Raw genomic sequence first — 23,675 nt, 5'->3', positions numbered from 1 at the left:
TCATGCTATATGCCCACCGTGGACCGGAACGTTGGTGCTGCTCGCTTGTGCGTGGCCTGCTCATAAGCGTAGCCCAACCCCAGCAAATGCCCTTCCTGGTATGCGCCGCCCACAAACGACAGCCCTACCGGCAGCCCGAGTACCTGCCCCATTGGCACGGTGAGGTGTGGGTAGCCCGCCATAGCAGCCGGAGAAGAAAAATCCACGCCTGTTGAATAGTCGCCGTTTACCCAATCAATGCACCAGGCTGGGCCGGTCGTCACACCAATAATGGCCATGAGCTGCTGTGCTTTCAGTAGGCCATCGATGGCTTGGCGCGCGCCCGTTACGGTTTTCTGCACGGCGGCCTTGTATTTGGGACTATTCAGGCCATCGGTAGCTTCTGCCCGGATTAGAGTCTCCTGCTGGAAAATGGGCATGGCTTGGGCCGCGTGCGCATTATTGTAGGCAATAACGTCGGCGAGGTTGTGCACCGACGTTCCGGCATTGGCCAGGTACCGGTTCACGCCGTCCTTGAATTCATAAAGCATTACCTCAAATTCTGTCTCTCCCAACGGATTTATCAACTTGTTCAACTCTACTTCCACCACCGTCGCCCCCTGCGCTTTCAACGCTTCTACGGCTTCCCGGAGCAGCTTTGCCACAGCGGGCGGCCCGTTCAAGTGCGCTTTCTCTACACCTAGGCGCTGGCCTTTCAACGTATCAGTTTTAAGAAAGGTAGTGTAGTCGGTGGGCGTATTAGCAGGAATGGGCAGGCGGGCAGGGTCGGCTGCATCAGGGCCAGCCATAGCGCCCAGCAATACGGCCGCGTCGTGCACGGTACGGGTCATGGGGCCAGCGGTATCCTGAGTGCTTGAAATGGGAATGATGCCGTTGCGGCTCAGCAGGCCCACCGTGGGTTTGAGACCCACCAGCCCATTGCACGACGCCGGCGATACCACAGAGCCATCTGTTTCGGTACCAATGGCCACGGCGCATAGGTTGGCCGCCACTGCTGCGCCCGACCCGGAACTGGAACCGCTAGTGCTGCGGTCCAGCACGTAGGGGTTGCGGCTCTGCTGGCCTCGGCTGCTCCAGCCGCTCACCGAGTGCGAGGAGCGGAAGTTGGCCCACTCGCTCATGTTGGTTTTGCCCAGCAGCACCGCGCCGGCGTCCCGCAGCTTCTGCACGATGAAGGCATCCTGCCTGGACTTGTGCCCCACAAGCGCTAAGGACCCAGCCGTCGTCATCATCTGGTCGCCGCTGTCGATGTTGTCTTTCAGCAGCACCGGAATGCCGTGCAGCAGGCCGCGTACCTTACCGGCTTTGCGTTCTTTGTCCAGGACGTCGGCAATGGTCAGCGCGTCGGGGTTGGTTTCGATGACGGCGCGCAGCATCGGCCCGGCCTCGTTTAGTGCCTTGATGCGGACTAGATATTTTTCGCTTAGGCTGCGGGCAGTTTCGGTGCCTTTGGCCATGCGGTCCTGCAAGTCGGTCACGGTGGCTTCGTGCAAGGCGAAGGGTGCATCAGGCATTTTTTCGGAAGCATCGCCACTGACCGCCGAAGCATCAGCCGCCGACTTATCAGTAGCTGATTGGCAGGCTACCGCGGGCAACAAGACGGCCGTGAGAGCCGCGCGGGTGCCGTTATTCAGGAAAAGACGACGGTTCATAATGGAAATTAGGCGGAAGGAAAGTTGGTAAAACCAAGTAGCTTACAAGTATACTGCGCAATCTTACAGTCTGGAACGGCAACTTTATTAACCAAAAAAATCCCTCTTCCAATAAAGAAAGAGGGATTTTTTGCACTGCTTGGTCTGCACTGTGCAGGCCGATACGAATTACTCCACCAACAGGCGCTTGCTGATGAGTGCCGCGTTGCCAGCCTTTACCTGTAGTAAGTAAACGCCGGGCGCCAATGCTGTCGTTTCGAAATCGGTGCGTAGTCCGGTGCCCGGGAGAGGGAGCTGGCGGGTTCCTACCAATTGCCCCAAGCTGTTAATCAGCTGGACTTCTACCTGCGTGGCAGCTTCAACTCGCGGTACCAGCAGTGTAAAGCTGCCCCGGGCCGGGTTGGGAAATACTTGTACGCTTGCCGCATCTAGTTGAGCTACGTTGGCTGTGGGAGTAGCCTGGGGCCCAAACTGCAGGCTAAAGCGCTGGCTGATAACTCCAGTCGCCTCGGTTGCTGTGAGGGCAAAGGTATAGCTGGGCTGCTGCTGCAGGTTCACGCGCTGGCCAGTGGTGGCGTCGAGCAGGTAGACACTCGTGCCAGTGGCCGCCAGGTTCAGCAGCTTAGTAGCCGCGAGTGAATAGGTGCCTGCGCCGGTCGGTACGCGCAACGTCAGGGGGACACTAGTGGTGGTGTGCAGCTGCGCCGGCAGACCGTTGATGGCCAACTCGGTGCCAGCGGCCACGCTGGCCAGCGACAACCCATTGGAGTTGAATAGCTTTTCGGCGTCGAAAGCCGCGTCGGGGGCAGCTGTGGCGCCGGTTTCAAAGTAAACGTGTGTCGGGTCGGTTAGGCCATTGGGGGCGCTCAAGGTCAGTTCCACCTGGGGACGCAGGTCGGCGACACCCCGGCGGAAGGATGCCTGCGTCCCAAAGGTCGTCACGCGTTGGCTGTTGCGGAACGTCAGGCTGCCTGCGCTTTGTCCGGCGCTTACCCGCACGAAAAAGCCTTGGCTGCTGGGCACTTCGGGGTTGCCGGCCCCAACGCCGTTTGTATACGAGCGGTACTGGCCGCCGTACTGCGAGCTGCTTTCAAACACATACATCGCGGCATCGAGGCCCGGCCGGTCGGCGGCAGCCACCAGGCTCCAGTCGAGAGGCGAAGGGTAGGGGTTGCCTACCAGTTGCCAGCCAGCCTGGGCGTCGGTGCCCCGGCTCATGGCCACGGCCACGGGCCCGGTATTTAGGCTCCCCACAAAATCTACCAGCTGCGTGCCACCTATGTTAACGGTATATCCTTGTCCTACTGCCAGCGGCGTGTTGGTACCGCTTGGGCTCGCCCAGCCTTTATCGAAACCAGTGATGTTGTTAGTGGCCGTAACAAAACGGGATTGGTCGTAGCCAAACACGTTCGGAAACGGCGTGGTGAGGCCCGGCTGGGCCGCTGCGTTATACGCATTGCCTACTATCGGTGTGAACCCCGACGTACTCAAATCGGCTACCGTGCTATTGCTCATCGGGGTTGCGTAATGGCGGTAGCCCAAGCCCGCGTTGGTAGGCGTGATGTAGCGTTGCATCGTGGCCGTGCCGTTCACCACGCCCGTGCCTTCGTTGTAGACCAGCGCTGTACCCGTCGCGTTCGAAGGCAGCAACAGCGGCAAGCCAGCAGTTTGCAGACTGCCATTGGTAAGGCGCAGCACTTGCTTCACCGTGAGACCTGCGTTCAGGGTCAGGTCGTTGTCATTGTTGACGGTGAGGTTGCGCACCTGCGCGGGCAAGGCATCGCCTGTCACCTGCGTCGATACGCCGTTGTAGATATAGCTCGCGTCATTGCTGAAGGTGCGGGTGCCCGTCACGCGCACGGCGCCGGTATTAGCCGTTTGGCTGATGCCCACGGCATCGCAGATAGCCAGGGTGCCCCCGGCTGCCAGTTGGAAGCTGCCCACGCCCGTGATAGGCTGGCAGTTGGCTACCAGCGTACCGCCTGCTTGCACGAGCAGGGTGCCTGCCACGTTGAGCGGTGCCGTGAGAGTGGCCGTGCCCGCGCCGCCCGTAGCAGGACCCGTAATGGTCACATTGCGGTAGGCACCGCCCGGCACGGTTTGCGGAGTGCTCACCACCAGGTCGGGCAAGCCTGCGCACGAAACCGACAGCGCAAAGCTGCCCTGCGCCCCGGTGAAACCGGTTACATAGATGAAGTAGTTCTGGCCCACTGTTGAGTTGAAAGTGAGCAGCGACATAGTAGCATCGCCTGAGGCACCACAACCGTCGTCATTAGATGCCACAATGGTGAGGCTGTTGCAATTATTGCCACGCAGCACGAAAAGCTGGGCATCGTAGATGTCACTGCTGCCACACATGCTCAGGGTGATGGCCGCACCAGTGCCCGTGAAACGATAAAACACGCCACCCGAAGCCGGCCAAATCTGGTCGCCGTTGAAGCTGCCCGTGGGGTCGTTGGTGCTGGTCGAACCAAATGTGGTGCCTGTCACGGTTTGTCCGCAGGCCAGGGTGGGCACGCCGGGGTCGGAGCATTGGTCGTTGGGCGGCACGGTGCCAAAATAGAGTTGGGCTGGCGGCGAAGCCGTTTGGGCCCCGCAGCTACCGGTGACGGTAGCAATGTAGGCTGCACCCGGCTGCAGACCCGTAATGGTAACCGGGGAAGCAGTAACGGTTTGGGTTTGGGCCGCACCACCGCTGGCCGGGGCATAGCTCACCAGGTAGCTGGTGTTGCCATTGCCGGGCATGAAGCTAAGCTGAGCCGAAGTCCCAGTAACATTTGTGGCCGTAAGGTTGGTAGGGTTGGAGCAGGCCGGAGCTGCTGCACCTACGGCTGCGATATACAGCTTACTGGTCGACCCATCAACCGCCAACAGCTCACTGGGCGTCCCACCATAAGTGGTCTGGTCAACACTATAAAAAGCTCCGGACCGAGGCGGCAGTTCAGCATTGCAACCGATGGGCGAATACTGGTCGTTGGCCACCAGAAACCCGACCAAAAAGTCGTCCGACACAGTCACGGGTGTCAGTAGCGCATACGTCTTGCGCGTGTTCAGGTCCGCTGTTTGAATGATGGTTGTGGCCGAGCGGGCGAGGATGGTGCCGGCCGCGCTCATCACCACGGCTGTGAGCGGCTGCCCTACATTGGTAGTATTGTTCGAAGTGAAATTGCTCACGCTGGTGAGCCGCACCGGTGCTGCCGCCGTGAACTTCGAGGCCACGATGGCATCCTGGCCGTTGCTCGAAATACCGCGCCCGCTGACCGGAACTTCGGCAGCCCCCGCGTAGCAGAACGTGCCGCTGGTTATTTGCTGGCTGGCGCTTTGCGAGTTGTTCGTGTTATTTCCATCGGCTGGTACCGTCACCGTCACCGTGTTGGTGCCCGTGGTCAGCGGCGTGTAAGCTGCAAATTTGACCAGCGCCGACGCGCCCGCCGCCAACGAGGGCACAACTTGAACATTGGTGAAAGCTGTAGCACCACTCACCGCAAGCGAGACTGAGATATTGGTGCGGGTGCTGCCGCCATTGTTGGTCACGTAGGCCTGTGGGGCGTGGCGGCCCAGGCCTGCGGGCAGTTGCCCCATCGTCAGCACGCTCGTTACCGCAATGTCAACCGTTTGAGCCTGTGCGGGAGCTACCAGGGCCGTCAAGCCAGTCAGTGCCGTTATCGAAAGCCAGGCGTGGTACGAGAGCGACCACCCTTTCGCAAAGAGGTTTTTGATAGGAAAGAGTAAAGACTGTTTCATGCAATGAGGGAATAAAAAGATTTGAAAACACAAATGGCTGCAAGGTAATACCTTGCAGCCATTCAATAAATAAAATTCGGTAACAACTCTAAAGCCTCAGCCATCAGCGATGGCGCTGTTTTAAGAGCGGCAAACCAGGGCTTATTGCTCTTTTTTTAGCTCTTCCTCGCCGCTATAAGGCGAACCGCCCAGTATCCCGCGCAGGCCGCCATGGTCGCTGGTACGAGGTGAGCCGGTCTGGCCGTCGGTGGGTACTTCACTGGCTTCGGTTGCGGTGCCGCCCGTGCCGGTTATTTCGGCCGCTTTGGTCACATAGCGGCGCATAGCTTCCTCCTCAGGCACACCCTTGAACTGGTTCCACGAGTCCCATTGTGCCTGGGAGAGGCCGGCGGGGCCATCGGCCTTGTCAGCAGCGGCAGCATCTACTTCACCAGGCTGCATATTCACATCGCCTTCAGTGGCTTGCTTATAGAGGCCGTAAAGCTCGGTCATATGGGGGGCGGCCACATCACCGGGGAGGTTATTGACTTGCTGCGCGGCTTCCTGAAATTGTGCGTTGAGGTCCATTGTTGGAAATTAGAGAAGGATGGGAAAGAAATGAAAACAGATTGTAGGCCACGAATCCGGGCCGGAGAGCACTAATAGGTTCATTGCCACCCAGCAAGGCTAGTTGTCGCCGACCTAACTTCGCCCACGAAACCAGTGAAATCTGATAAATCCGATAAATCCGTGGTTTAGACAATACCCCGGGGCTGACCTTTAGGTTGCGGGGTCGTACTTTTGCGAGCTACTATGTGTGGAATAACCGGAGTATTTGCCTTTACCGAAACAGGTCGTCAGTCCCTGACCAACCTGCAAGCGTCTACCGACGCCATCATCCGCCGCGGCCCTGATTCGGAGGGTCATTTTATGTACGACCAGTGTGGGCTGGGCTTCCGCCGGTTGGCCATTCTCGACCTTTCGGCCGATGGCAACCAGCCTATGACCGATGAGTCGGGCCGCTACACCATCGTATTCAACGGCGAAATTTTCAACTACCGCGAACTGCGCGAAAAGCTCATCAAGCGTGGCTGCCGCTTCCACTCACAGACTGATACCGAAGTCATCCTTCAGATGTACATCACTGAAGGTCGCAGCTTCATCAAGAAGCTGAACGGCTTCTTCGGCTTCGCCATCTATGATAAGGAGGAAAACTCACTGCTCATCGCCCGCGACCGGTTTGGCGTAAAGCCGCTGCTCATCTACCGCGACGAAGACAAGCTGTTTTTTGCCTCGGAGATGAAATCTATCATGGCGCTGGGCGTGCCGCGCAAGCTCGATTACGTGGCCTTGAGCCAGTATTTACAGCTCAACTACATCCCCGGCCCCGCCAGCATTTTCAAGGGTGTTAAGAAGCTGCTGCCCGGCCACTACCTCTATATCAAGGACAATAAAGTAGTTGGCAAGGCTTGGTATAAAATCCCTTACGACCCCAAAAAGGTCGCCAAAAACAAGCTCAGCTACGAGCAGCAGCAGAAAAAGCTGGTCGAGTTGATGGATGGTGCTGTACAGCGCCGCCTCGTGGCAGATGTACCCCTCGGCGCCTTCCTCAGCGGCGGCATCGACTCCAGCGTGATTACTGCGCTGGCCGCCCGTCATACCCCCCACCTCAACACGTTCAGTATTGGGTTCAAAGACGAGCCCTTCTTCGACGAAACCAAGTATGCCAACCTCGTGGCTGCCCGCCACAAGACCAACCACACGGTTTTCTCGCTGACCAACGATGACCTCTACGAGCACATCCACAACATGCTGGACTACCTCGATGAGCCTTTTGCCGACTCCTCAGCCCTGGCCGTGTATATCCTCAGCCAGCGCACCCGTCAGCAGGTAACCGTAGCATTGAGCGGCGATGGTGCCGACGAAATGTTCGGCGGCTACAATAAGCACATGGGCGAGTTCAAAGTGCGGCAGGGCGGCGTGAAAGCCGAAGCTGTGACGGCTCTGGGCTTTGTATGGGATGCGCTGCCCAAGTCGCGTAACTCCTTCTTTGGTAACCGTATCCGCCAGCTTCAGCGCTTCTCGCGCGGCATGACGGCCGGCGTGAAAGACCGGTACTGGGACTGGGCCAGCTTTACCTCAGCCAGTGATGCGCGCAGCTTGCTCAGCGCAGCCAGCCGCCGCAAAGTGGGCAAGAAAGCCATTGTTAAGCGCCGCAAAGACATCCTCGAAGACCTGCACGCCGATGGCGACCTCAACGAGGTGCTGCTCACCGACATGAAGCTTGTACTGCCCTACGACATGCTCACCAAAGTGGACATGATGAGCATGGCCAACTCGCTGGAAGTCCGCACGCCTTTCCTTGATTACAAAGTAGTCAACTTCGCCTTCTCGCTCCCTGTCAGCAGCAAAGTAGATGCTAACATGAAGAAGCGCATCGTGCAGGATGCCTTCCGCTCCGAGTTGCCCGTCGAACTCTACGACCGGCCCAAGCACGGTTTTGAAGTGCCCCTGCTGAAGTGGATGCGCGGCGAGTTGCGCGGGCTGATTGAAAATGATTTGCTACGCGACGAATTCATCGAAAGCCAGGGCATCTTCGACGTAGATGCCATCCGGGCGCTCAAGACGCAGCTTTTCTCGCGTAATCCAGGCGATGTGCACGCCCGTATCTGGGGGCTCATCGTGTTTCAGACGTGGTGGAAACAGTACATGACCGGTGAATCGGCACCTGTAAGACGCACAAGCAATGGGCTCTCGGCCTAAATTAGCGTGGTAAATAAACCCGCTTTGCCTTTAGAAATACCTTTATACATGAAAATAGCAGTAGTAGGAACCGGCTACGTCGGTTTGGTAACGGGAACGTGTTTTGCCGAAGTTGGCATTGATGTAACCTGCATCGACATCGACCAGAAAAAAATTGACAACCTGCACAAAGGAATCCTGCCGATTTACGAGCCTGGCCTTGAAGAAATGGTGAGCCGCAACGTGGAAAAGGGCCGTCTGCATTTCTCCACCAACCTGGCTGAAGCCATTACCGACTGTGACGTAGCGTTCATCGCTGTAGGTACTCCCCCCGGCGAAGATGGTTCTGCTGACCTAAAATATGTGCTGGCCGTGGCCCGAGGTATTGGTGAGAGCATGAACAACTACTGCGTGATTGTCACTAAGAGTACAGTACCAGTTGGTACTGCTGCCAAAGTTCGTACCGAGTTGGAAAGCGCCCTAGCCGCCCGTGGTGCCAATATTGAGTTCGACGTCGCTTCCAACCCCGAGTTCCTGAAAGAAGGCGCTGCTATTGATGACTTCCTCAAGCCTGACCGTATTGTAGTGGGCATTTCTTCGGCCCGCGCCGAGGAGGTGATGAGCCGACTCTACAAGCCGTTCCTACTCAACGGTCACCCGATTATCTTCATGGATATTCCATCGGCGGAGATGACGAAATACGCGGCCAACTCCATGCTGGCCACCAAAATCAGCTTCATGAACGATGTGGCTAACCTGTGCGAAATCATGGGCGCCGACGTGAACATGGTGCGCCGCGGCATCGGCTCCGATGCGCGAATTGGCACCAAGTTCATTTATCCTGGCATCGGCTACGGCGGCTCATGCTTCCCAAAAGACGTAAAGGCGCTGATTAAAACCGCTCAGGAAAATGGCTACGACATGCAGGTGCTCCGCGCCGTGGAAGGCGTGAACGAAAACCAAAAATCGGTACTCTTTAATAAGGTAAACGCCCACTTCGGGGGCGACTTGCGCGGCCTTAAAATAGCCGTATGGGGATTGTCCTTTAAGCCAAAAACCGACGACATGCGCGAGGCCCCATCGCTGGTTATCATTGAAAAGCTGCTGGCAGCTGGGTGCACCGTGACGGCTTACGACCCCGTCGCTATGCCCGAAGCTCAGCACTCGCTAGGCGACAGCATCACCTATGCTAAAGACGAATTTGATGCCCTACTCGACGCTGATGCGTTATTGGTGGTGACTGAGTGGCCTGAGTTCCGGGTTCCCAATTTCAAAGTAATGTCCCGACTGATGAAGCAGCAGGTCATTTTCGACGGCCGCAATATCTACGAGCCTGCTGAAATGAAGGAAATGGGTTTTGTGTATCACTGTATCGGTATCAAAACTGACCATAAGGAGCCAGTCCAGGCGTAAAAAAGTATGTCATGTGAAGCATGACGTTCCATCTGCATGACGACAACAAAGAATATGACCAACAATACCGAAGAAAAAAAACGCGTCCTGATTACTGGCGGTGCCGGCTTTCTGGGTTCGCACCTCTGCGACCGGTTCCTGAGAGAGGGTTACCATGTGGTGGCAATGGACAACCTGATTACGGGTTCCATCCAGAACATCGAACACCTGTTTGGCCGGCCTGATTTCGAGTTTCATCAGGCCGATGTAAGCAAGTTCGTCTTCGTGCCCGGCAAGCTGGATTACATTCTGCATTTTGCCTCGCCGGCCTCGCCGATTGACTACCTCAAAATCCCAATTCAGACCCTTAAAGTTGGTTCGCTTGGTACGCATAACCTATTAGGCCTAGCCCGCGTGAAAGGTGCCCGTATGCTGATTGCCAGTACTTCAGAAGTTTATGGCGACCCTGAAATACACCCGCAGGTAGAAGAATACTTCGGCAACGTGAACCCCGTAGGCCCACGTGGCTGCTATGACGAAGCCAAGCGTTTTCAGGAGGCTATTACCATGGCCTATCACAACCATCACGGTCTGGAAACGCGCATTATCCGCATTTTCAACACCTACGGCCCGCGTATGCGCCTCGACGATGGTCGTGTGTTGCCAGCTTTCCTCTCACAGGCCCTGCGCGGCGAGAACCTGACCGTATTCGGCGACGGCTCCCAAACCCGCTCGTTCTGCTACGTCGATGACCTCGTGGAAGGTATATACCGCTTGCTGCTCAGTGATTACCATCTGCCGGTGAACATCGGTAACCCATCGGAAATCACCATTAAAGAGTTCGGTGAAGAAATTGCCCGCCTCACCGGTGTCGAGTTCAAGCCGACCTATCAGGCGCTACCAGAAAATGACCCCATGAAACGCCGGCCCGACATTACCAAAGCTAAGGAAATCTTGGGCTGGGAACCTAAAGTGGACAGGGCCGAAGGCTTGCGCCGCACGCTGGAATACTTCAAGGAGCACGTTAAATAAACGGGCATGACTAATTATCCGCATCCTTACCTTATACAGTTCTCCAAGCTAGGGGCGCCGGATATTGGATACATTTCAGTTGGTGAAAATGCGAAAGACCCGTTGCCATTTGAAGTACAACGGGTCTTTTGGACCTATTATACACCTGAAAGCATCGTACGCGGCCGTCATGCGCATCATCGCACGGAACAAGTGTTGATTGCCGCTGCAGGACGCATCATCGTTACCACGGAATTAGCGGATGGTACCATCCAGAGCTTTCGGCTGAAAGACCCGAATGTTGGTCTCTATGTGCCACCCAGTGCTTGGCATACTATACAATACTCTCATACTGCAGTTCAATTGGCATTAGCGTCGACTCCCTACGACGAAACTGATTACATTCGTGATTACGAGATATTCCGGCAGCGATGGGCACAGCGAGTATAGCAGCATTGCTTACTGCCCGGAGGGAAGCTTTGGCATATTATTCACCATACTTTTTTTTGCGACAGTTTTCGGCTGAGGAACAGGAAAAATTTGGTGTGGGTGAAGCAGCGAATTGGAACTCCAAAGCAGGGGGCGAAATTTATGCGGCACCTAATAGCGATATACATTGGCTGCTACGCCATCTAGCTTGGGATTCTAACTATTTTGGTACACCTACTTTCCGGTTATTTACCAGCTTGTTCGGACCCGAAGCGACTTCTATAGAACTCATAAAATCGGCAACGGCCCTGCGTCAACACCTTATTAAGAGCTACCAAGATTATTATGCTTTTAGTGTGGTACCAGCTGAAGATGTTAAGTTACTTCAAGCGCTGACTGGGTCGGGTTGGCGTCTGGTAGAAACCCGTCTTACTTACTACCGCAACAATTTGTCCACCTTCGAATATCCACGCTTTCCTGTCAGGGAAGCGCGAATGGATGAAGCAGTGCTTATTGGCCAAGTATCAGCATCGGCTCGCAACTTATATGACCGGTTTCATGCCGATACTTGGTTCGGCAATGCACGCGCCGATGCCTATCTTGCTCATTATGCTGAGAATACAGTGGCTCGTAATCTGGCTTCCACCGTACTGGTACCAAATGTCCCTGGGCTACCAGTGGATTCCTTTTTAGCCATTAGTGACCTGATTACTGATGGAATTGCATTGGGGGGACAGCTTTCGCGGGTGCTGCTCACCGCAGTAGGCACTGCCAACCGGGGATGGCATGTGAAGCTGGTAGCTGAAACGCTGCATCGAGCTAAAGAGCTAGGTCATGAAGCAGTGCTGATGACTACTCAGGCAACTAACCATGCCGTTTTTCGCACTTGTGACAAGCTGGGATTCCGCTTGGGCGCGGCTAGCCATGTGCTGTCGTCCCATAGCTGTTAATTCTGTTCTATGAATGTGCCTTTTCTGTCATTTGAACCTCAACATGCTCCTCTGCGGGGCGCTATTGCAGATGCCTTCGCACGTGTGTATGATTCTTATTGGTACATACTCGGCGAAGAAGTAAAACAGTTTGAGCAAGAGTATGCCGCCTTCAACCATGTAGCGCACACCGTGGGCGTAGCTAATGGACTCGATGCGCTGGTACTAGCTCTGCGAGTACTGGGCGTCGGTCCAGGCGATGAGGTGATTGTGCCATCGAATACATACATCGCCACTTGGCTGGCCGTGACGCAAGTAGGGGCCACGCCTGTAGGCGTTGAGCCAGAATTAGCTACCAGCAACCTTGACCCAGCCTTGATTGCTGCGGCTATTACGCCGCGTACCCGGGCCATTATGCCAGTGCACCTTTACGGTCAGGCGTGCCGTATGACGGAGATTATGGACATTGCAGCGGAGTACAATTTGTATGTAGTGGAAGACAATGCACAGTCACAGGGCGCTGTTTTTGATGGTGGCATTACTGGCAGCTTCGGCCACGTAAATGGCACTAGCTTTTACCCCGGCAAAAACCTCGGCGCTCTCGGCGATGCTGGTGCAGTAACTACCAACAACGACGACCTCGCTCAGAAGGTGCGCATATTGCACAACTATGGCTCACAAAAAAAGTATTACAACGAAGTGGTGGGCTACAACTCCCGCCTCGACGAGTTGCAAGCCGCCGTACTGCGTGTAAAGCTACCCGAGTTAGCTGAATGGAGCCGCCAACGCCAGCAGGTGGCTGCTTGGTACAACCAGTATCTCGTTGACATTGCCGATTTGCGCCTGCCTGCTGTAGCAGCGGGTGCCACCCATGTATACCACCTCTACGTAGTCCATACGCCCCACCGTGATGCTTTGCAGCAACACCTGACCGAGCAAGGTATTGGTACACTTATTCACTATCCTATACCGCCTCACCAGCAGCAGGCATACCAAGATTTGCAACTTCCGGTCGGACATTTTCCTATTGCGGAAGAATTGGCTACTACCTGCCTGAGCTTACCTATGTGGCCTGGTATGAATGAGGAGCATGTCGCTGCCGTGGCGGCTGCAATGCAAAGTTTTTCGTTGCGCTAGCCTAATCACCAATTTCGACGAAACCAGCTTTAGCTTGCCAAGCGGATGATTAATATAGATAATTCTCATTATGCCTAAGCTTTCGGTTATTATTCCCTGCTACTTTAACGAGGATAATATTCCTGTGACGGCTCGCGAACTTGTTGCAAATGAGGCAAACTTTCATCCAGAAGTTACTTTTGAATATGTATTTGTAAACGATGGTTCGGGTGATGATACGTTGGGTGCTTTACAGCGTGCACAAACTGCATATCCAAGCAAAATCCGAATTGTAGACTTGGCGGCTAACGTGGGCTCATACAACGCTATTGTCGCAGGTATGGCCCACGCTACTGGCGACTGCCTAGCAGTTATTACTGCCGACATGCAGGACCCACCGGAACTCATGGTGCAAATGTACGATTACTGGAAAAAGGGTTTTAAGCTTGTTATCGGTAATCGGCAGGACCGTGAAGAAACGGGCCTTTCCCGTTGGTTTGCTCAAACGTTTCACTGGCTGATGAAGCGGCTGGCCCTGAAAAATATCCCTGATGGCGGATTCGATTTTGTATTCTTCGACCGACAGGTAAATGACGAAGTGGTAGCGCTGCAAGAGCGTAATTCAAATGTCTTTTACCTGATGGTATGGTTGGGATTCCCTTACGTTAATATTCCCTATGTCCGGCGGAAGCGCGAAATAGGCACTTCCCGCTGGACACTATCAAAAAAAATAAAGTTACTCATCGATTCACTGTTGGCATTTTCTTATTTTCCAATTCGCGCCATCTCAGTAGTAGGCTTAGTGTTAGGAGGGATTGCACTAGCATACGGACTATATATTATTGCGCTCCGTTTAATTAGTCCCAACGAGCCAGCTGGTTGGACTACGCTGATGGTGGTGCTGTTATTTGTATCCGCTTTTCAGATGGTGGCATTAGGGGTCATTGGCGAATATGTCTGGCGTGGTCTCGATGCTGCCCGAGAGCGACCATTGTACGTAGTAAGAGAGATATTGAATTGATAATCAAGTTGCAGCTATGTAATGTCAAGGTAGGGGTTTAAAGTCAGGTGATTTGTGCATTGTAGTGGTCAATGGCAATTCTGATGCATTTGTAGTGGCTGGCTAGGCACTTGCTGAACGAACGGGAGCGCCGCATGAGGATACTGTGCGCTTGTTGTACGCTTCCCCAAATCGAGCGCCAGTAGTGCGTAGAGAAAGGCGTAACTTCACTACCTGACGACTGCAACATGAAAAAAGGACGATTCAACGAGGCCCAGATTGTGGCCATTCTTCAGTAGAAGGCTAGCGGCCAGACCGTCGCCCAGCTTGTGCGGGAGCACGGCTTGAGCGAGGCCACCTTTTAGGCCTGGAAAAGTAAGTATGCTGGGACCAGCGTGGCCGAGCTCACGCGGCTCAAACACTTGGAAGACGAGAATCGCAAGCTCAAACAGATGTTTGCGGACCTGAGCTTGGAAAACCAGGCCATCAAGCAGATACTGCGAAAAAAGTAGCCAGCCCTGCGGCGCGACGCCAGACAGCGCAGGGCTTAGTAAGCAGGGGGTGAAGTCAGCGCCGCGCGTGTGTCCTAGTCGGGCTCGCGCGCGGCAGCTACCAGCCGCCGGTGCGGGGGCGCAACGACGAGCCCGTGCAGGCGGCCCTGCAGGCATTAGCAGGTCGGTACCCGGGCTGGGAATTTTGGAAGCTGCACCACCGCTTGCGCAAAAATGGACTGGTCATCACCCACAAGCGCACGCTGCGTATTTATCGGGCGCTGGCCCTGATCTGCCTCGTCGCTTGAAAAAGCGGTTGCCTGCGTGAAGCAGCCCTTGGCCGTGCCCACGATGGCCATCCGGCAATACATCGCTCGACTTCACCAGCGATGTATTGCCGGATGGCCGACGCTTTTGTACGCTAAACATGCTTGACGACTGCAACCGTCAACTTCTGGGCGTGGAAATTAACGTCTCGTTGCCCGCCAGTCGCGTCGTGCAGGTACTGACGCGCTTGGTCGATTATCACGGATGCCCCGCGCAGCTGCGCACGGACAACGGCCCCGAGTTCATCAGTGCCCGGTTGAGCGAGTGGTGCGAGCAGCAAGGCATTGCTCTACACTGGATTCAGCCTGGCAAGCCGACGCAAAATGCCTACATCGAACACTTCAACGGCTCATTTCGCCGCGAACTGCTCGACGCCCATCTGTTTCGCTCGCTGGCCCACGTGCGCCAACTCGTGGACGAATGGATGCTCGACTACAATACCCAACGGTCCCACCAGACCTTGAATTTTATGACCCCCATTTGAATTTAAACAAAGCCGCTTAACCTCTGCCAACGAATGGCTTACCGAATGAGAAAGTGTGCAGGCCAACTGAGGCGCAACGCCTTCGCTCATGTGTGTGGACAGCCAAAGCGTGAAGTCGGCCCTACGCATTTTTGCCTATTTCGTGCACGCCGCCAACGGTCCCGACGGTACGGCCGCCGTGCTGGGCTTGCTCCAAGCGCACCGGCTGGGGTAAGTGCCTGGTCACCGTGCTCACTGACAACTGCTGTTGGAGCGGCTGTGCTGCTCACCTGCAGGCGTTGGGCCTGCGTTACGAACTAGGCAGCCGACTGCCAATAATGCGCGGCTTTGTGCCAGTCGTCAAGCGGTAAGTAGTCGAGCGCACCTTTGCTTGGCTGGCCTGCTTTCGCCGGCTGTCCATCTACTACGAATTCAACCCCGCCAGTCATCAAGCATAGTTGCTGATTGCCAACTGACTACGTTTCTCAATCTTTTGCATCCAGCGTAAATCCCAAACACTCTCTAAGCCATTACCGGAAACTTGGCCTGAACGCATGGCTTGTCCAATATACTGAGTTTCGGGACCGGATAATTATATTTATTAAGCGGGATAACCGAAAATTTGTAAATGAACATTGGTGAAAAGAAAAAGTAAAGCTTATACAGAAAGCCACAGATGGTAAATGTACTCGATTTGGTGCTCTACAAAACCGCATTTGCGATAGAAGTTACAGGCAGATTGATTATCAAGTTGAGTAGCTACCTGCAATTCGGTTAAGCCCCATTCAGCCGTAAATCGTTTGGCGGCCTGTATAAGCAGGTGGCCTACCCCTCGGCCTCGACTGCTGCTATCTACAGCCAGCAGCCCGATATCGGCGCGACCTTGCTTGAGACCTAGTGTTAATAGACCCATTGCTGGGGTAACAGGAGCCGGCTCGTATACCAGCACTTCCCGCGCTAAGGTTCGGCTCAGCGAGTTATATAGCCATTGGTGATAGAGACGCTCAAAGGTACCTGCAGCAAAATTGCTGTCCAGTCGAAAACGCGAGTATTCTCCACTTTGCAAGGCAAGGCTTTCGAGTTGAGGAGTTGCATCATCCGTTAATCGGATGTGGCTGCTAATGGTTTGAGCCGTTTCGACAGCATTTACAGGCATGGTGAAAGTTACCTTGCGGTCGACTAATAACGCATTTACCTGCTGTGCCGCTCTGTTGCTCGTAGTATCGGCCGGACTAGCAACCAAATACAGTAAGCGCAGTCCGTCCGTTTTGGCTTGCGCAACCTTTTGTGCTAATTCCGGTGTGTTTAGAGAGTCCAGTGATAATCTGGCGACGCCGTAACCTAGAAAATCACTGTCCCAAGGAAGATGTTCAATAGTATTCATATCCATACGTATTAGGCGTCCAGATTTATGGCGAGGTCAACTAAATACAATGGTCGATTTTTTACTTGTTCAAATACTTTCCCTACGTACAAGCCCACTACGCCCAATACAGAGAGTAAAAGTCCCGAGAAAAACCATACTGAAATAATGAGGCTGGTATAGCCAAGCACTACAATCTGACCTGTAGCAAAGCGGTATAACATAATCAATACCATTATAAAAGCCATTACTGAAATTCCCAGACCCAATTTTACTGCTAGACGTAAGGGTTTATCAGAATAAGCCAAAATGATATCGAGTGCTAGATAGAGTAACCGTTTGAAGTTGTAGCTACTAGTACCTTCCGACCGTTCGGCATGTTCGACGGCTACGGCCGATGTGCGGAAACCAACCCAGCGCACCATTGTGGGAAAATATCGGATGCTTTCGCGTAGGCTGAGTACAGCATCTATCACTTTGCGGTGATAGATGCCGAAATTAGCAATGGCGGGGTCCTGCTTGGTTTCGGTAAGGTAGGAGAGCATGCGATAAAACGACCATGATGAGAAGCGCTTAAGTGCAGTGTCTTGGCGGTCAACGCGCCGTGCAAAAACAATGTCATTTCCTTCTTGTGCTTCGGCTAATAATTTGGGAATCTCTTCAGGTTGGTCCTGTAAGTCGCAGTCCATCACCACTACCCATTCGCCCTTTGCATGCTCCAAGCCGGCTGTTATTGCGCGGTGTTGTCCAAAATTGCGGCTCAGCCGAACGCCCTTGATACGAGAATCCCGATTGGCTTGTGCCACAATGCGACCCCAAGAATTGTCCGGCCCTCTGTCATCTACCAGCACTATTTCATAGTTTTCCGTGATAGGTTCAATGGACTGTTGAATTCGCCGTATTAGTTCATCAATTAGCTGCTCAGCCCGATATACAGGGCTGACAATAGATAGAAAGGGCGCATTAGCAACAGTCAGGTTAAGCATCAAAGCAATGGGAATAAGCATGCAATATTAGTCATTCATCGCCTATTACCCATGTATTATTCCTGCCTACAACTGTATTACTCTACAAAACCAGGATACTTTAACGGGATGTATTAAGTCATAGGATGGTAGTTGAAAGGAGTTTGGCCAAAAACTTATTCGGGCGTTTGTCCATGTAAGCTTTGGTAGTGATGTGGCCTAGGCACTGCGGACAGAAGCAGGGCGTATATTTCTACTGTTATGGCAACCAAAACCAGCGGGGCGTCGCCCGATAAACGGCGTACAATACGAAGAGGCATCTAAGGCCGAGGCCCTGCGTCTGGCCAGCGAGAGCCGCTTCAAAGCCGAACTGCTCGACGGCGGCTGCTTCCCCGGCCTGGCCGAGGCCAAGCTCGAAATCAGCCACCACGTGGCCTACTAGAATGCCGAGCGGTGCCACTCCGCGCTCGGCTACTGCTCACCCAACCACTTCGAAATCCATCTTCAAACAACGTCCCAACTCTGTCCGGCTTAGCTAGACCACTTCAATGGCTTCCGGTCGCACAGTGCGTTGCAGAATTTAACACGCGATGAGGTGGTGGCTGCCGCCACTGCGGTCGAGATTTAGAACGCCTGATGCGCTACTTCTAACTGGCCCAGTAAATGCGAGGAGGTTATTGATAATAATATAGAAACAATTTATACAATAAGCTTATTTTTAATATCCAAGTTGCTGGTACGGCACAAATATTCTCAGCCAGAATGAAGCAAGAAGGCCCTTACTTGCCAAATCTGAGAACAAGTAGTTGACAGGAATATTGCCAACACAAAGCATGTAACTGCTATCCAACTGCTGATAATGGACGAACTTTGCTTTCTAAACGCATCGTGGTACGCTGTGGTGCGCTGACTGAAATAATTGATTTTAACATGATAACTACTTGTGTCATAGGTGGAGCTGGGTTTATTGGGCGAATTGTGGTCGGTGAGCTGCTGCGCCGGGGCGACCGCTCAGTAGTGGTGGTAGGCCGAGAAGATGAGGCCCAGCACCTAGCACCCACCGTGCGCTACATCCAGCACCCCCCCAACACAACTACTGAGCGGTTGATAGAAACGCTTGGTGCTGTGGATGAGGTGATTGACCTGGCTTATGCTACGGTGCCTGGCACCAGCTTTCAGAATCCTGTGAATGATATTCTGGTCAACCTGCCCGAAGCCGTGCGGCTGTTTGAGCAGGCGGCCAAGCTCCCTTTGCGCAAGTTTGTGTGGGTATCGTCAGGTGGCACTGTGTACGGACCCGCCGATGTGATGCCCTTGAACGAGGACCACCCCACCAACCCGATTTCGCCCTACGGCATCACCAAACTGGCTATTGAGAAGTACGCCCATATGTACTATCACATGAATAAGCTGCCTGTGGTGTGCGTACGGCCAGCCAATGCATTCGGCGAAGGCCAGCGGGTGTACGCCGGGCAGGGGTTTGTGGGTACGGCTATAGCTTCGCTGCTTGACGGGCGTACCATCGACATCTTCGGTACTGAGGGCACCGTTCGCGACTACCTGCACCTGCGCGACATGGCCAGCGGCATTGTGGCCGCGTTGGTAGACGGTCAGCCGGGCGAAATCTATAACATCGGCAGTGGCGAAGGCCACAGCAACCGCCAGGTGGTAAACCTGTTGCTGCCCCTGGCACGCGCTCAGGGCATCACCCCCCAAATCCGTATCTTGCCCGAACGGCCGTTCGACGTGAAGATGAATGTGCTCGACATCAGTAAAATTTACAACCACACCGGTTGGAAGCCCTGCCAGTCGTTCGCGGAGGCCCTACGCCAAACCTGGGACTGGTATGTGAAGAACTACACGCGGGTGCCGGCGGACAAATAACCTGCGCACTCAAACCAAGGCTCACTCTAGGGCTAACCCATTATTCTATTTGTGATGATAACTGGCAAACGCCTGCGTATTGGCTTCATATCCAGCACCGACCCGCTGAACCGACGTTCCTGGTCGGGCGTGCATTATTCCATTTTTAAAGCCTTGGAGCGCAATATAGGCGAGGTCGTGGCCTTGGGTCCCGTCACGTTGCGCGTGCCCTTCGCCTTGGGCGACCGCCTCAACAACTGGATTCTGAAACCTCTGACTGGCAAGCGCTACCACTATTCCTGGAGTGTGTTCATTTCGCGCTGGTACGCTCGCATTTTCGGCCGTAAGCTAGCCAAGCAGCATTTTGATTTGCTGGTGGCCCCGGCCTCCTTCACCGAAATTGCCTACCTGCGCACCGACGTGCCGGTGGTGTACATCGAAGACTCTACGCTCAACCAGCTCATCGATTTCTATCCCGGTTTGTCGCAGTTGCTGCCAGTAAGCAAAAAGGAGCTCAACTATATCGAGAAGCGGGCGCTCAATATGGCCAGCCTCGTGTGCTATTCTTCTGATTGGGCCGCGCAGTCGGCCCGGGAAGATTACGGTACGCCTGTTGATAAAATCGTAGTCATTCCCTTCGGCTCCAATTACCCCGACCCGCCTACCCGCGAGCAAGCGCAGCACTACACGCCCGCACCGGACGGCAGCTGCCGGCTGTTTCTGCTCGGCGGCGAATGGGGGCGTAAAGGCGGCGCGATTGCCTACGATACCATGTTGGCGCTGCAAAAGCGCGGCATCCCAGCTACCCTCACAGTAGTAGGCTGCCGCCCGCCAGACCCTGAAAATTATACTAACCCCGGCTTCCGCACCATCCCGTTTCTAAACATGGGCGTGCCCGCTGACCGCGACCAGTTGCATGAGCTGTTCAGTACGGCTGATTTCTTCCTGCTGCCCTCGCGGGCCGAGTGTGCGGCCATTGCCTTCTGTGATGCCAATTCCTTCGGTTTGCCCGTATTTACCACCGACGTAGGCGGTATTGCCAGCTTCGTGCAGCCCGGCGTGAACGGCTACATGTTGCCCCTGGCCGCCACGGGCGAGGACTTTGCCACCCAGATGCAAAAAATTTTGGCCGACCCTGCGCTCTACCAGCACCTGCGCAAGCAGAGCCGGGCACAGTACGAAGCCTTACTGAACTGGGACCATTGGGCCAGTAGCTTATGGCAAGCGCTTGAAGAAAAGAATTTATTACCCGCCAAAGTCTCCATTAAGTAACGGTTAAGAGTACCTAGCGTAGCTCTCATTCTATAGTTAGGCCTTACCTTTGACTCTAGTTAACGGAAAATTGTCCTCTTTTTAATAATAGTAAGCCCTTAAAATTTACCCAGTGAAAGTAGTCATTCTAGCGGGCGGCCTCGGTACCCGTCTCTCCGAAGAAACCGTGCTCAAACCCAAGCCAATGGTCGAAATTGGCGATATGCCCATCCTGTGGCACATCATGAAAATCTATTCGGCGCACGGCTACAATGACTTTGTTATCTGCCTGGGTTATAAAGGCTACGTTATCAAAGAATACTTCGCTAACTACTTCCTGCACAAGTCGGACGTCACCATCAACCTAAAGGAAAATTCCCTGAAGGTGCACGACAGCTACGCCGAACCTTGGAATATCACACTGGTTGACACCGGCCTAGAGACTATGACCGGTGGCCGTCTCAAGCGCGTGCAGTCCCACCTCAACAACGAGCCCTTCCTACTTACCTATGGCGATGGCGTTTCCAACGTCAACATCCGCGAATCGGTAGAGTATCACAAAGCTCAGGGCAAGCTCTGTACCGTAACCGCTGTGCAGCCCAGCGGCCGCTTCGGCGCCCTCGACCTGGGCCCGGACGATGCCATTCATTCCTTCGCTGAAAAGCCCAAAGGCGATGGCGCCTGGATTAACGGTGGCTTCTTCGTGTGCGAGCCGGGGGTGCTGGATTACATCACCGAAGGCGACTCCACTATCTGGGAGCGCGGCCCAATGGAAGGTATTGCCCGCGACGGCCAGATGCACGCCTACAAGCACCACGGTTTTTGGAAGCCAATGGACACGCTCCGTGACAAGGTGGAGCTCGACACCGCTTGGACCAGCAAGCAAGCCCCCTGGAAAATATGGTAAGCACTGCTGCTCAAACCTTGGCCACAGGTCTGAACTGGGCCGAACTGCGCGACACCTACGCAGGTAAAAAAGTATTCCTGACCGGGCACACCGGCTTCAAAGGCGCTTGGATGCTGGCTTGGCTGCATCAGTTAGGTGCCCAGGTGAAAGGCTACGCGCTGGCCCCCGAAACTGAGCCTAGCCTGTATGCTCTGCTCGGCGGAGATACGCTGTGTGAGTCCGTGATTGCTGACCTCAGCGAACGTGCTACACTAGAAAACGCCGTGCTGGATTTTCAGCCCGACTTTATTTTCCATTTGGCTGCGCAGCCGTTGGTGCGCCTGTCCTACGATATTCCAGTCGAAACCTTCGCTACCAACGCCATCGGCACAGCCAATCTGCTCGACACCGTGCGGCGCCTGGAAAAGCCTTGCACCGTTGTCCTTATTACCACCGACAAGGTGTACGAGAACCAAGAGTGGGTGTACCCTTACCGCGAAACCGACCGTCTGGGTGGTTACGACCCCTACAGCGCCAGCAAGGCTTGCGCCGAGCTGGTAATTAATTGCTACGCTCAATCCTTCTTCAACCCTGCCAACTACGAACAGCATCGCAAAGGTGTCGCTGTGGGCCGTGCCGGCAACGTCATCGGCGGCGGCGACTGGGCTAAGGACCGCATCATCCCCGACATCGTGCGGGCACTTGGCCAAGGGCAGCCTGTACAGGTGCGCAATCCCTTTGCCGTGCGTCCGTGGCAGCACGTGCTGGAGCCCATTGGTGGCTATTTGCTGCTGGGCGTGCGCCTCGCTGCTGTGCCCGTAAAGTACACCGGCGCCTGGAATTTCGGCCCTCACCTGCAGGACACCCTACCCGTAAGCGCCTTGGCTGATACCGCACTGCAGGCTTGGGGTACCGGTTCATACGAAACGCCCGCGCTGACCGGCCAGCCCCACGAGGCTGGTTTGCTCAAGCTCGACATCAGCAAAGCCATTAACGAGCTGGGTTGGAACCCCCGCTTTAGCGCGGCTGAGTCTATTCGTAACACCATTGCTTGGTACAAAGCATTGGCTGGTGGTAAATCGGCAACTGAGCTGGTGCAAGCCGATATTGAGGCGTATTGCGCCCCTGCCTCGTGAAGCCGGGCCGGGTAGTGCTGACCGGGGCCACCGGCTTCATCGGCTCATATCTGGCCGAAGAGTTGGTTTCCCAGGGCTATGAGGTAGCCGCACTGCGCCGAGGGCAGTCCGACCCATGGCGGGTAGCTGCCATCGAGGACCAACTGACATGGATAAACCTCGACGCGCCCGACTGGGAGCAGCAACTCCTGGACTGGCAAGCCGAATACTTCATGCATTCGGCATGGCTCGGGGTAGGAGTGGGGCAGCGCGACGACTGGCAAAGCCAGCTTAGCAACCTCACTTTCACCATGCAGCTGCTTCAGGTGCTGGCACAAGGTCCGCTCAAGAAAGTCATCATTCTAGGCTCTCAGGCCGAGTATGGTGCTTTTGATGGGCGCATCGATGAAACACGTCCAGCGAAACCTAACGCGGCTTATGGCGCCGTGAAGCTGGCTACGCTGGCCCTAGTGCAAGCCTACTGCCAGGCGAATAATTTGGAGTGGTACTGGTTACGGGTATTCGCAGTATTCGGTCCCCGTGAGGATAAGCACTGGTTCGTCTCTTTCGTGGCCGATAGCTTGCTACGCCACGAAACTCCCAATCTGACTGGCTGCGAGCAGCGCTACGACTATCTATTTGTGAAGGACCTAGCCCGCGCCATTGTACAAACGGTACCGGCAGGGCCCGGCCTGAGTGGCATCTATAATATTGGGGCTAATCATGCCACTTCACTGAAAAAAATCGTAGACGCATTGCAGGAACTTACTGGCTCAGCCACAGCTATCAACTACGGTGCCTTGCCCTATCGGCCCGGGCAGGTAATGCACATGGAAAGCAATTCTGAGAAGTTCGTGCGTGCTTTTGGACCGATTGAGCAAACCCCGCTGCCAGCGGCCCTCACGGCATCCATCGACTTTGTTAAACAATCGGCCTGAGCAACTGCTGAAGCTGAAC

At 54.7% G+C, this 23,675-nt stretch carries 17 protein-coding genes and 2 pseudogenes; 14 read left to right on the top strand and 5 right to left on the bottom strand.

Annotation, left to right across the window (positions count from 1 at the left end; translation table 11 throughout):
- Nucleotides 1–5: 5 nt before the first annotated feature.
- The 3 genes from J4E00_RS10835 to J4E00_RS10825 all read right to left on the bottom strand — a co-directional run bounded on the left by J4E00_RS10835 (nt 6) and on the right by J4E00_RS10825 (nt 5,963).
- Nucleotides 6–1,652, bottom strand: a complete 1,647-nt coding sequence (locus J4E00_RS10835; protein WP_208175172.1) for an amidase — start codon at nt 1,650–1,652, stop codon at nt 6–8.
- A 168-nt stretch (nt 1,653–1,820) separates the two neighbouring features.
- Nucleotides 1,821–5,396 (bottom strand): fibronectin type III domain-containing protein, encoded by a 3,576-nt coding sequence (locus tag J4E00_RS10830; protein WP_208175171.1) that lies wholly within the window; start codon nt 5,394–5,396, stop codon nt 1,821–1,823.
- Between the two features lie 141 nt (nt 5,397–5,537).
- Nucleotides 5,538–5,963, bottom strand: a complete 426-nt coding sequence (locus J4E00_RS10825) for an acyl-CoA-binding protein (protein WP_208175170.1) — start codon at nt 5,961–5,963, stop codon at nt 5,538–5,540.
- 225 nt (nt 5,964–6,188) lie between these two features.
- Here J4E00_RS10825 and asnB point away from each other — a divergent pair, with 225 nt between their 5' ends.
- The 9 genes and pseudogenes from asnB to J4E00_RS10785 form a co-directional block, all read left to right on the top strand.
- The gene (asnB, locus tag J4E00_RS10820) at nt 6,189–8,138 is read left to right on the top strand and encodes an asparagine synthase (glutamine-hydrolyzing) (RefSeq protein WP_208175169.1); all 1,950 of its coding nucleotides are present in this window, start codon (nt 6,189–6,191) and stop codon (nt 8,136–8,138) included.
- A 48-nt stretch (nt 8,139–8,186) separates the two neighbouring features.
- Complete coding sequence (locus J4E00_RS10815; RefSeq protein WP_208175168.1) at nt 8,187–9,530, top strand: UDP-glucose dehydrogenase family protein; 1,344 nt, start codon at nt 8,187–8,189, stop codon at nt 9,528–9,530.
- Between the two features lie 36 nt (nt 9,531–9,566).
- A complete protein-coding gene (locus J4E00_RS10810) occupies nt 9,567–10,541 on the top strand; it encodes a UDP-glucuronic acid decarboxylase family protein (RefSeq protein WP_236049702.1) in 975 nt (324 codons plus the stop codon).
- 6 nt (nt 10,542–10,547) lie between these two features.
- Nucleotides 10,548–10,970, top strand: a complete 423-nt coding sequence (locus J4E00_RS10805) for a sugar 3,4-ketoisomerase (protein ID WP_208175167.1) — start codon at nt 10,548–10,550, stop codon at nt 10,968–10,970.
- A 56-nt stretch (nt 10,971–11,026) separates the two neighbouring features.
- Nucleotides 11,027–11,899: a hypothetical protein gene (locus tag J4E00_RS10800; protein WP_208175166.1), complete on the top strand. Its 873-nt coding sequence runs from the start codon at nt 11,027–11,029 to the stop codon at nt 11,897–11,899.
- A gap of 9 nt (nt 11,900–11,908) precedes the next feature.
- A complete protein-coding gene (locus tag J4E00_RS10795) occupies nt 11,909–13,015 on the top strand; it encodes a DegT/DnrJ/EryC1/StrS family aminotransferase (protein ID WP_208175165.1) in 1,107 nt (368 codons plus the stop codon).
- Between the two features lie 70 nt (nt 13,016–13,085).
- Nucleotides 13,086–14,015, top strand: coding sequence for a glycosyltransferase family 2 protein (locus J4E00_RS10790; protein WP_208175164.1), 930 nt, complete (start codon nt 13,086–13,088; stop codon nt 14,013–14,015).
- Between the two features lie 356 nt (nt 14,016–14,371).
- A pseudogene (locus J4E00_RS30260) lies at nt 14,372–14,506 on the top strand (IS3 family transposase); the annotation flags it as partial.
- Nucleotides 14,507–14,867: 361 nt separating this feature from the next.
- A pseudogene (locus J4E00_RS10785) lies at nt 14,868–15,296 on the top strand (integrase core domain-containing protein); the annotation flags it as partial.
- 637 nt (nt 15,297–15,933) lie between these two features.
- Here J4E00_RS10785 and J4E00_RS10780 read toward each other — a convergent pair.
- A complete protein-coding gene (locus J4E00_RS10780) occupies nt 15,934–16,659 on the bottom strand; it encodes a GNAT family N-acetyltransferase (protein WP_208175162.1) in 726 nt (241 codons plus the stop codon).
- 11 nt (nt 16,660–16,670) lie between these two features.
- The gene (locus J4E00_RS10775) at nt 16,671–17,645 is read right to left on the bottom strand and encodes a glycosyltransferase family 2 protein (protein ID WP_236049698.1); all 975 of its coding nucleotides are present in this window, start codon (nt 17,643–17,645) and stop codon (nt 16,671–16,673) included.
- A gap of 888 nt (nt 17,646–18,533) precedes the next feature.
- Here J4E00_RS10775 and J4E00_RS10770 point away from each other — a divergent pair.
- From J4E00_RS10770 to J4E00_RS10750, 5 genes are all read left to right on the top strand, one after another.
- Nucleotides 18,534–19,487 (top strand): NAD-dependent epimerase/dehydratase family protein, encoded by a 954-nt coding sequence (locus tag J4E00_RS10770; protein WP_208175161.1) that lies wholly within the window; start codon nt 18,534–18,536, stop codon nt 19,485–19,487.
- A 54-nt stretch (nt 19,488–19,541) separates the two neighbouring features.
- On the top strand, nt 19,542–20,738 hold the full coding sequence (locus J4E00_RS10765) for a glycosyltransferase family 4 protein (RefSeq protein ID WP_208175160.1): 1,197 nt from the start codon (nt 19,542–19,544) through the stop codon (nt 20,736–20,738).
- 112 nt (nt 20,739–20,850) lie between these two features.
- Entirely contained in the window at nt 20,851–21,624 is a 774-nt protein-coding gene (gene rfbF, locus J4E00_RS10760) for a glucose-1-phosphate cytidylyltransferase (protein WP_208175159.1), read from the top strand.
- A complete protein-coding gene (gene rfbG, locus J4E00_RS10755; RefSeq protein ID WP_208175158.1) occupies nt 21,618–22,739 on the top strand; it encodes a CDP-glucose 4,6-dehydratase in 1,122 nt (373 codons plus the stop codon). Before rfbF ends, rfbG begins: the two co-directional genes overlap by 7 nt.
- Entirely contained in the window at nt 22,721–23,656 is a 936-nt protein-coding gene (locus J4E00_RS10750) for an NAD-dependent epimerase/dehydratase family protein (RefSeq protein ID WP_208175157.1), read from the top strand. Before rfbG ends, J4E00_RS10750 begins: the two co-directional genes overlap by 19 nt.
- The last annotated feature ends 19 nt before the right edge of the window (nt 23,657–23,675 follow it).

Source organism: Hymenobacter negativus, assembly GCF_017571495.1.
Lineage (GTDB): Bacteria > Bacteroidota > Bacteroidia > Cytophagales > Hymenobacteraceae > Hymenobacter > Hymenobacter negativus.
This window is presented reverse-complemented; position numbering and strand designations above follow the sequence as displayed.

Coding starts and splice junctions, on each gene's coding strand:
- J4E00_RS10775 (WP_236049698.1), bottom strand. CDS start 17,645: ATGCTTATTCCCATTGCTTTGATGCTTAACCTGACTGTTGCTAATGCG.
- J4E00_RS10825 (WP_208175170.1), bottom strand. CDS start 5,963: ATGGACCTCAACGCACAATTTCAGGAAGCCGCGCAGCAAGTCAATAAC.
- J4E00_RS10810 (WP_236049702.1), top strand. CDS start 9,567: ATGACGACAACAAAGAATATGACCAACAATACCGAAGAAAAAAAACGC.
- J4E00_RS10765 (WP_208175160.1), top strand. CDS start 19,542: ATGATAACTGGCAAACGCCTGCGTATTGGCTTCATATCCAGCACCGAC.
- J4E00_RS10815 (WP_208175168.1), top strand. CDS start 8,187: ATGAAAATAGCAGTAGTAGGAACCGGCTACGTCGGTTTGGTAACGGGA.
- J4E00_RS10835 (WP_208175172.1), bottom strand. CDS start 1,652: ATGAACCGTCGTCTTTTCCTGAATAACGGCACCCGCGCGGCTCTCACG.
- J4E00_RS10830 (WP_208175171.1), bottom strand. CDS start 5,396: ATGAAACAGTCTTTACTCTTTCCTATCAAAAACCTCTTTGCGAAAGGG.
- J4E00_RS10795 (WP_208175165.1), top strand. CDS start 11,909: ATGAATGTGCCTTTTCTGTCATTTGAACCTCAACATGCTCCTCTGCGG.
- J4E00_RS10780 (WP_208175162.1), bottom strand. CDS start 16,659: ATGAATACTATTGAACATCTTCCTTGGGACAGTGATTTTCTAGGTTAC.
- asnB (WP_208175169.1), top strand. CDS start 6,189: ATGTGTGGAATAACCGGAGTATTTGCCTTTACCGAAACAGGTCGTCAG.
- J4E00_RS10805 (WP_208175167.1), top strand. CDS start 10,548: ATGACTAATTATCCGCATCCTTACCTTATACAGTTCTCCAAGCTAGGG.
- J4E00_RS10770 (WP_208175161.1), top strand. CDS start 18,534: ATGATAACTACTTGTGTCATAGGTGGAGCTGGGTTTATTGGGCGAATT.
- J4E00_RS10790 (WP_208175164.1), top strand. CDS start 13,086: ATGCCTAAGCTTTCGGTTATTATTCCCTGCTACTTTAACGAGGATAAT.
- rfbG (WP_208175158.1), top strand. CDS start 21,618: ATGGTAAGCACTGCTGCTCAAACCTTGGCCACAGGTCTGAACTGGGCC.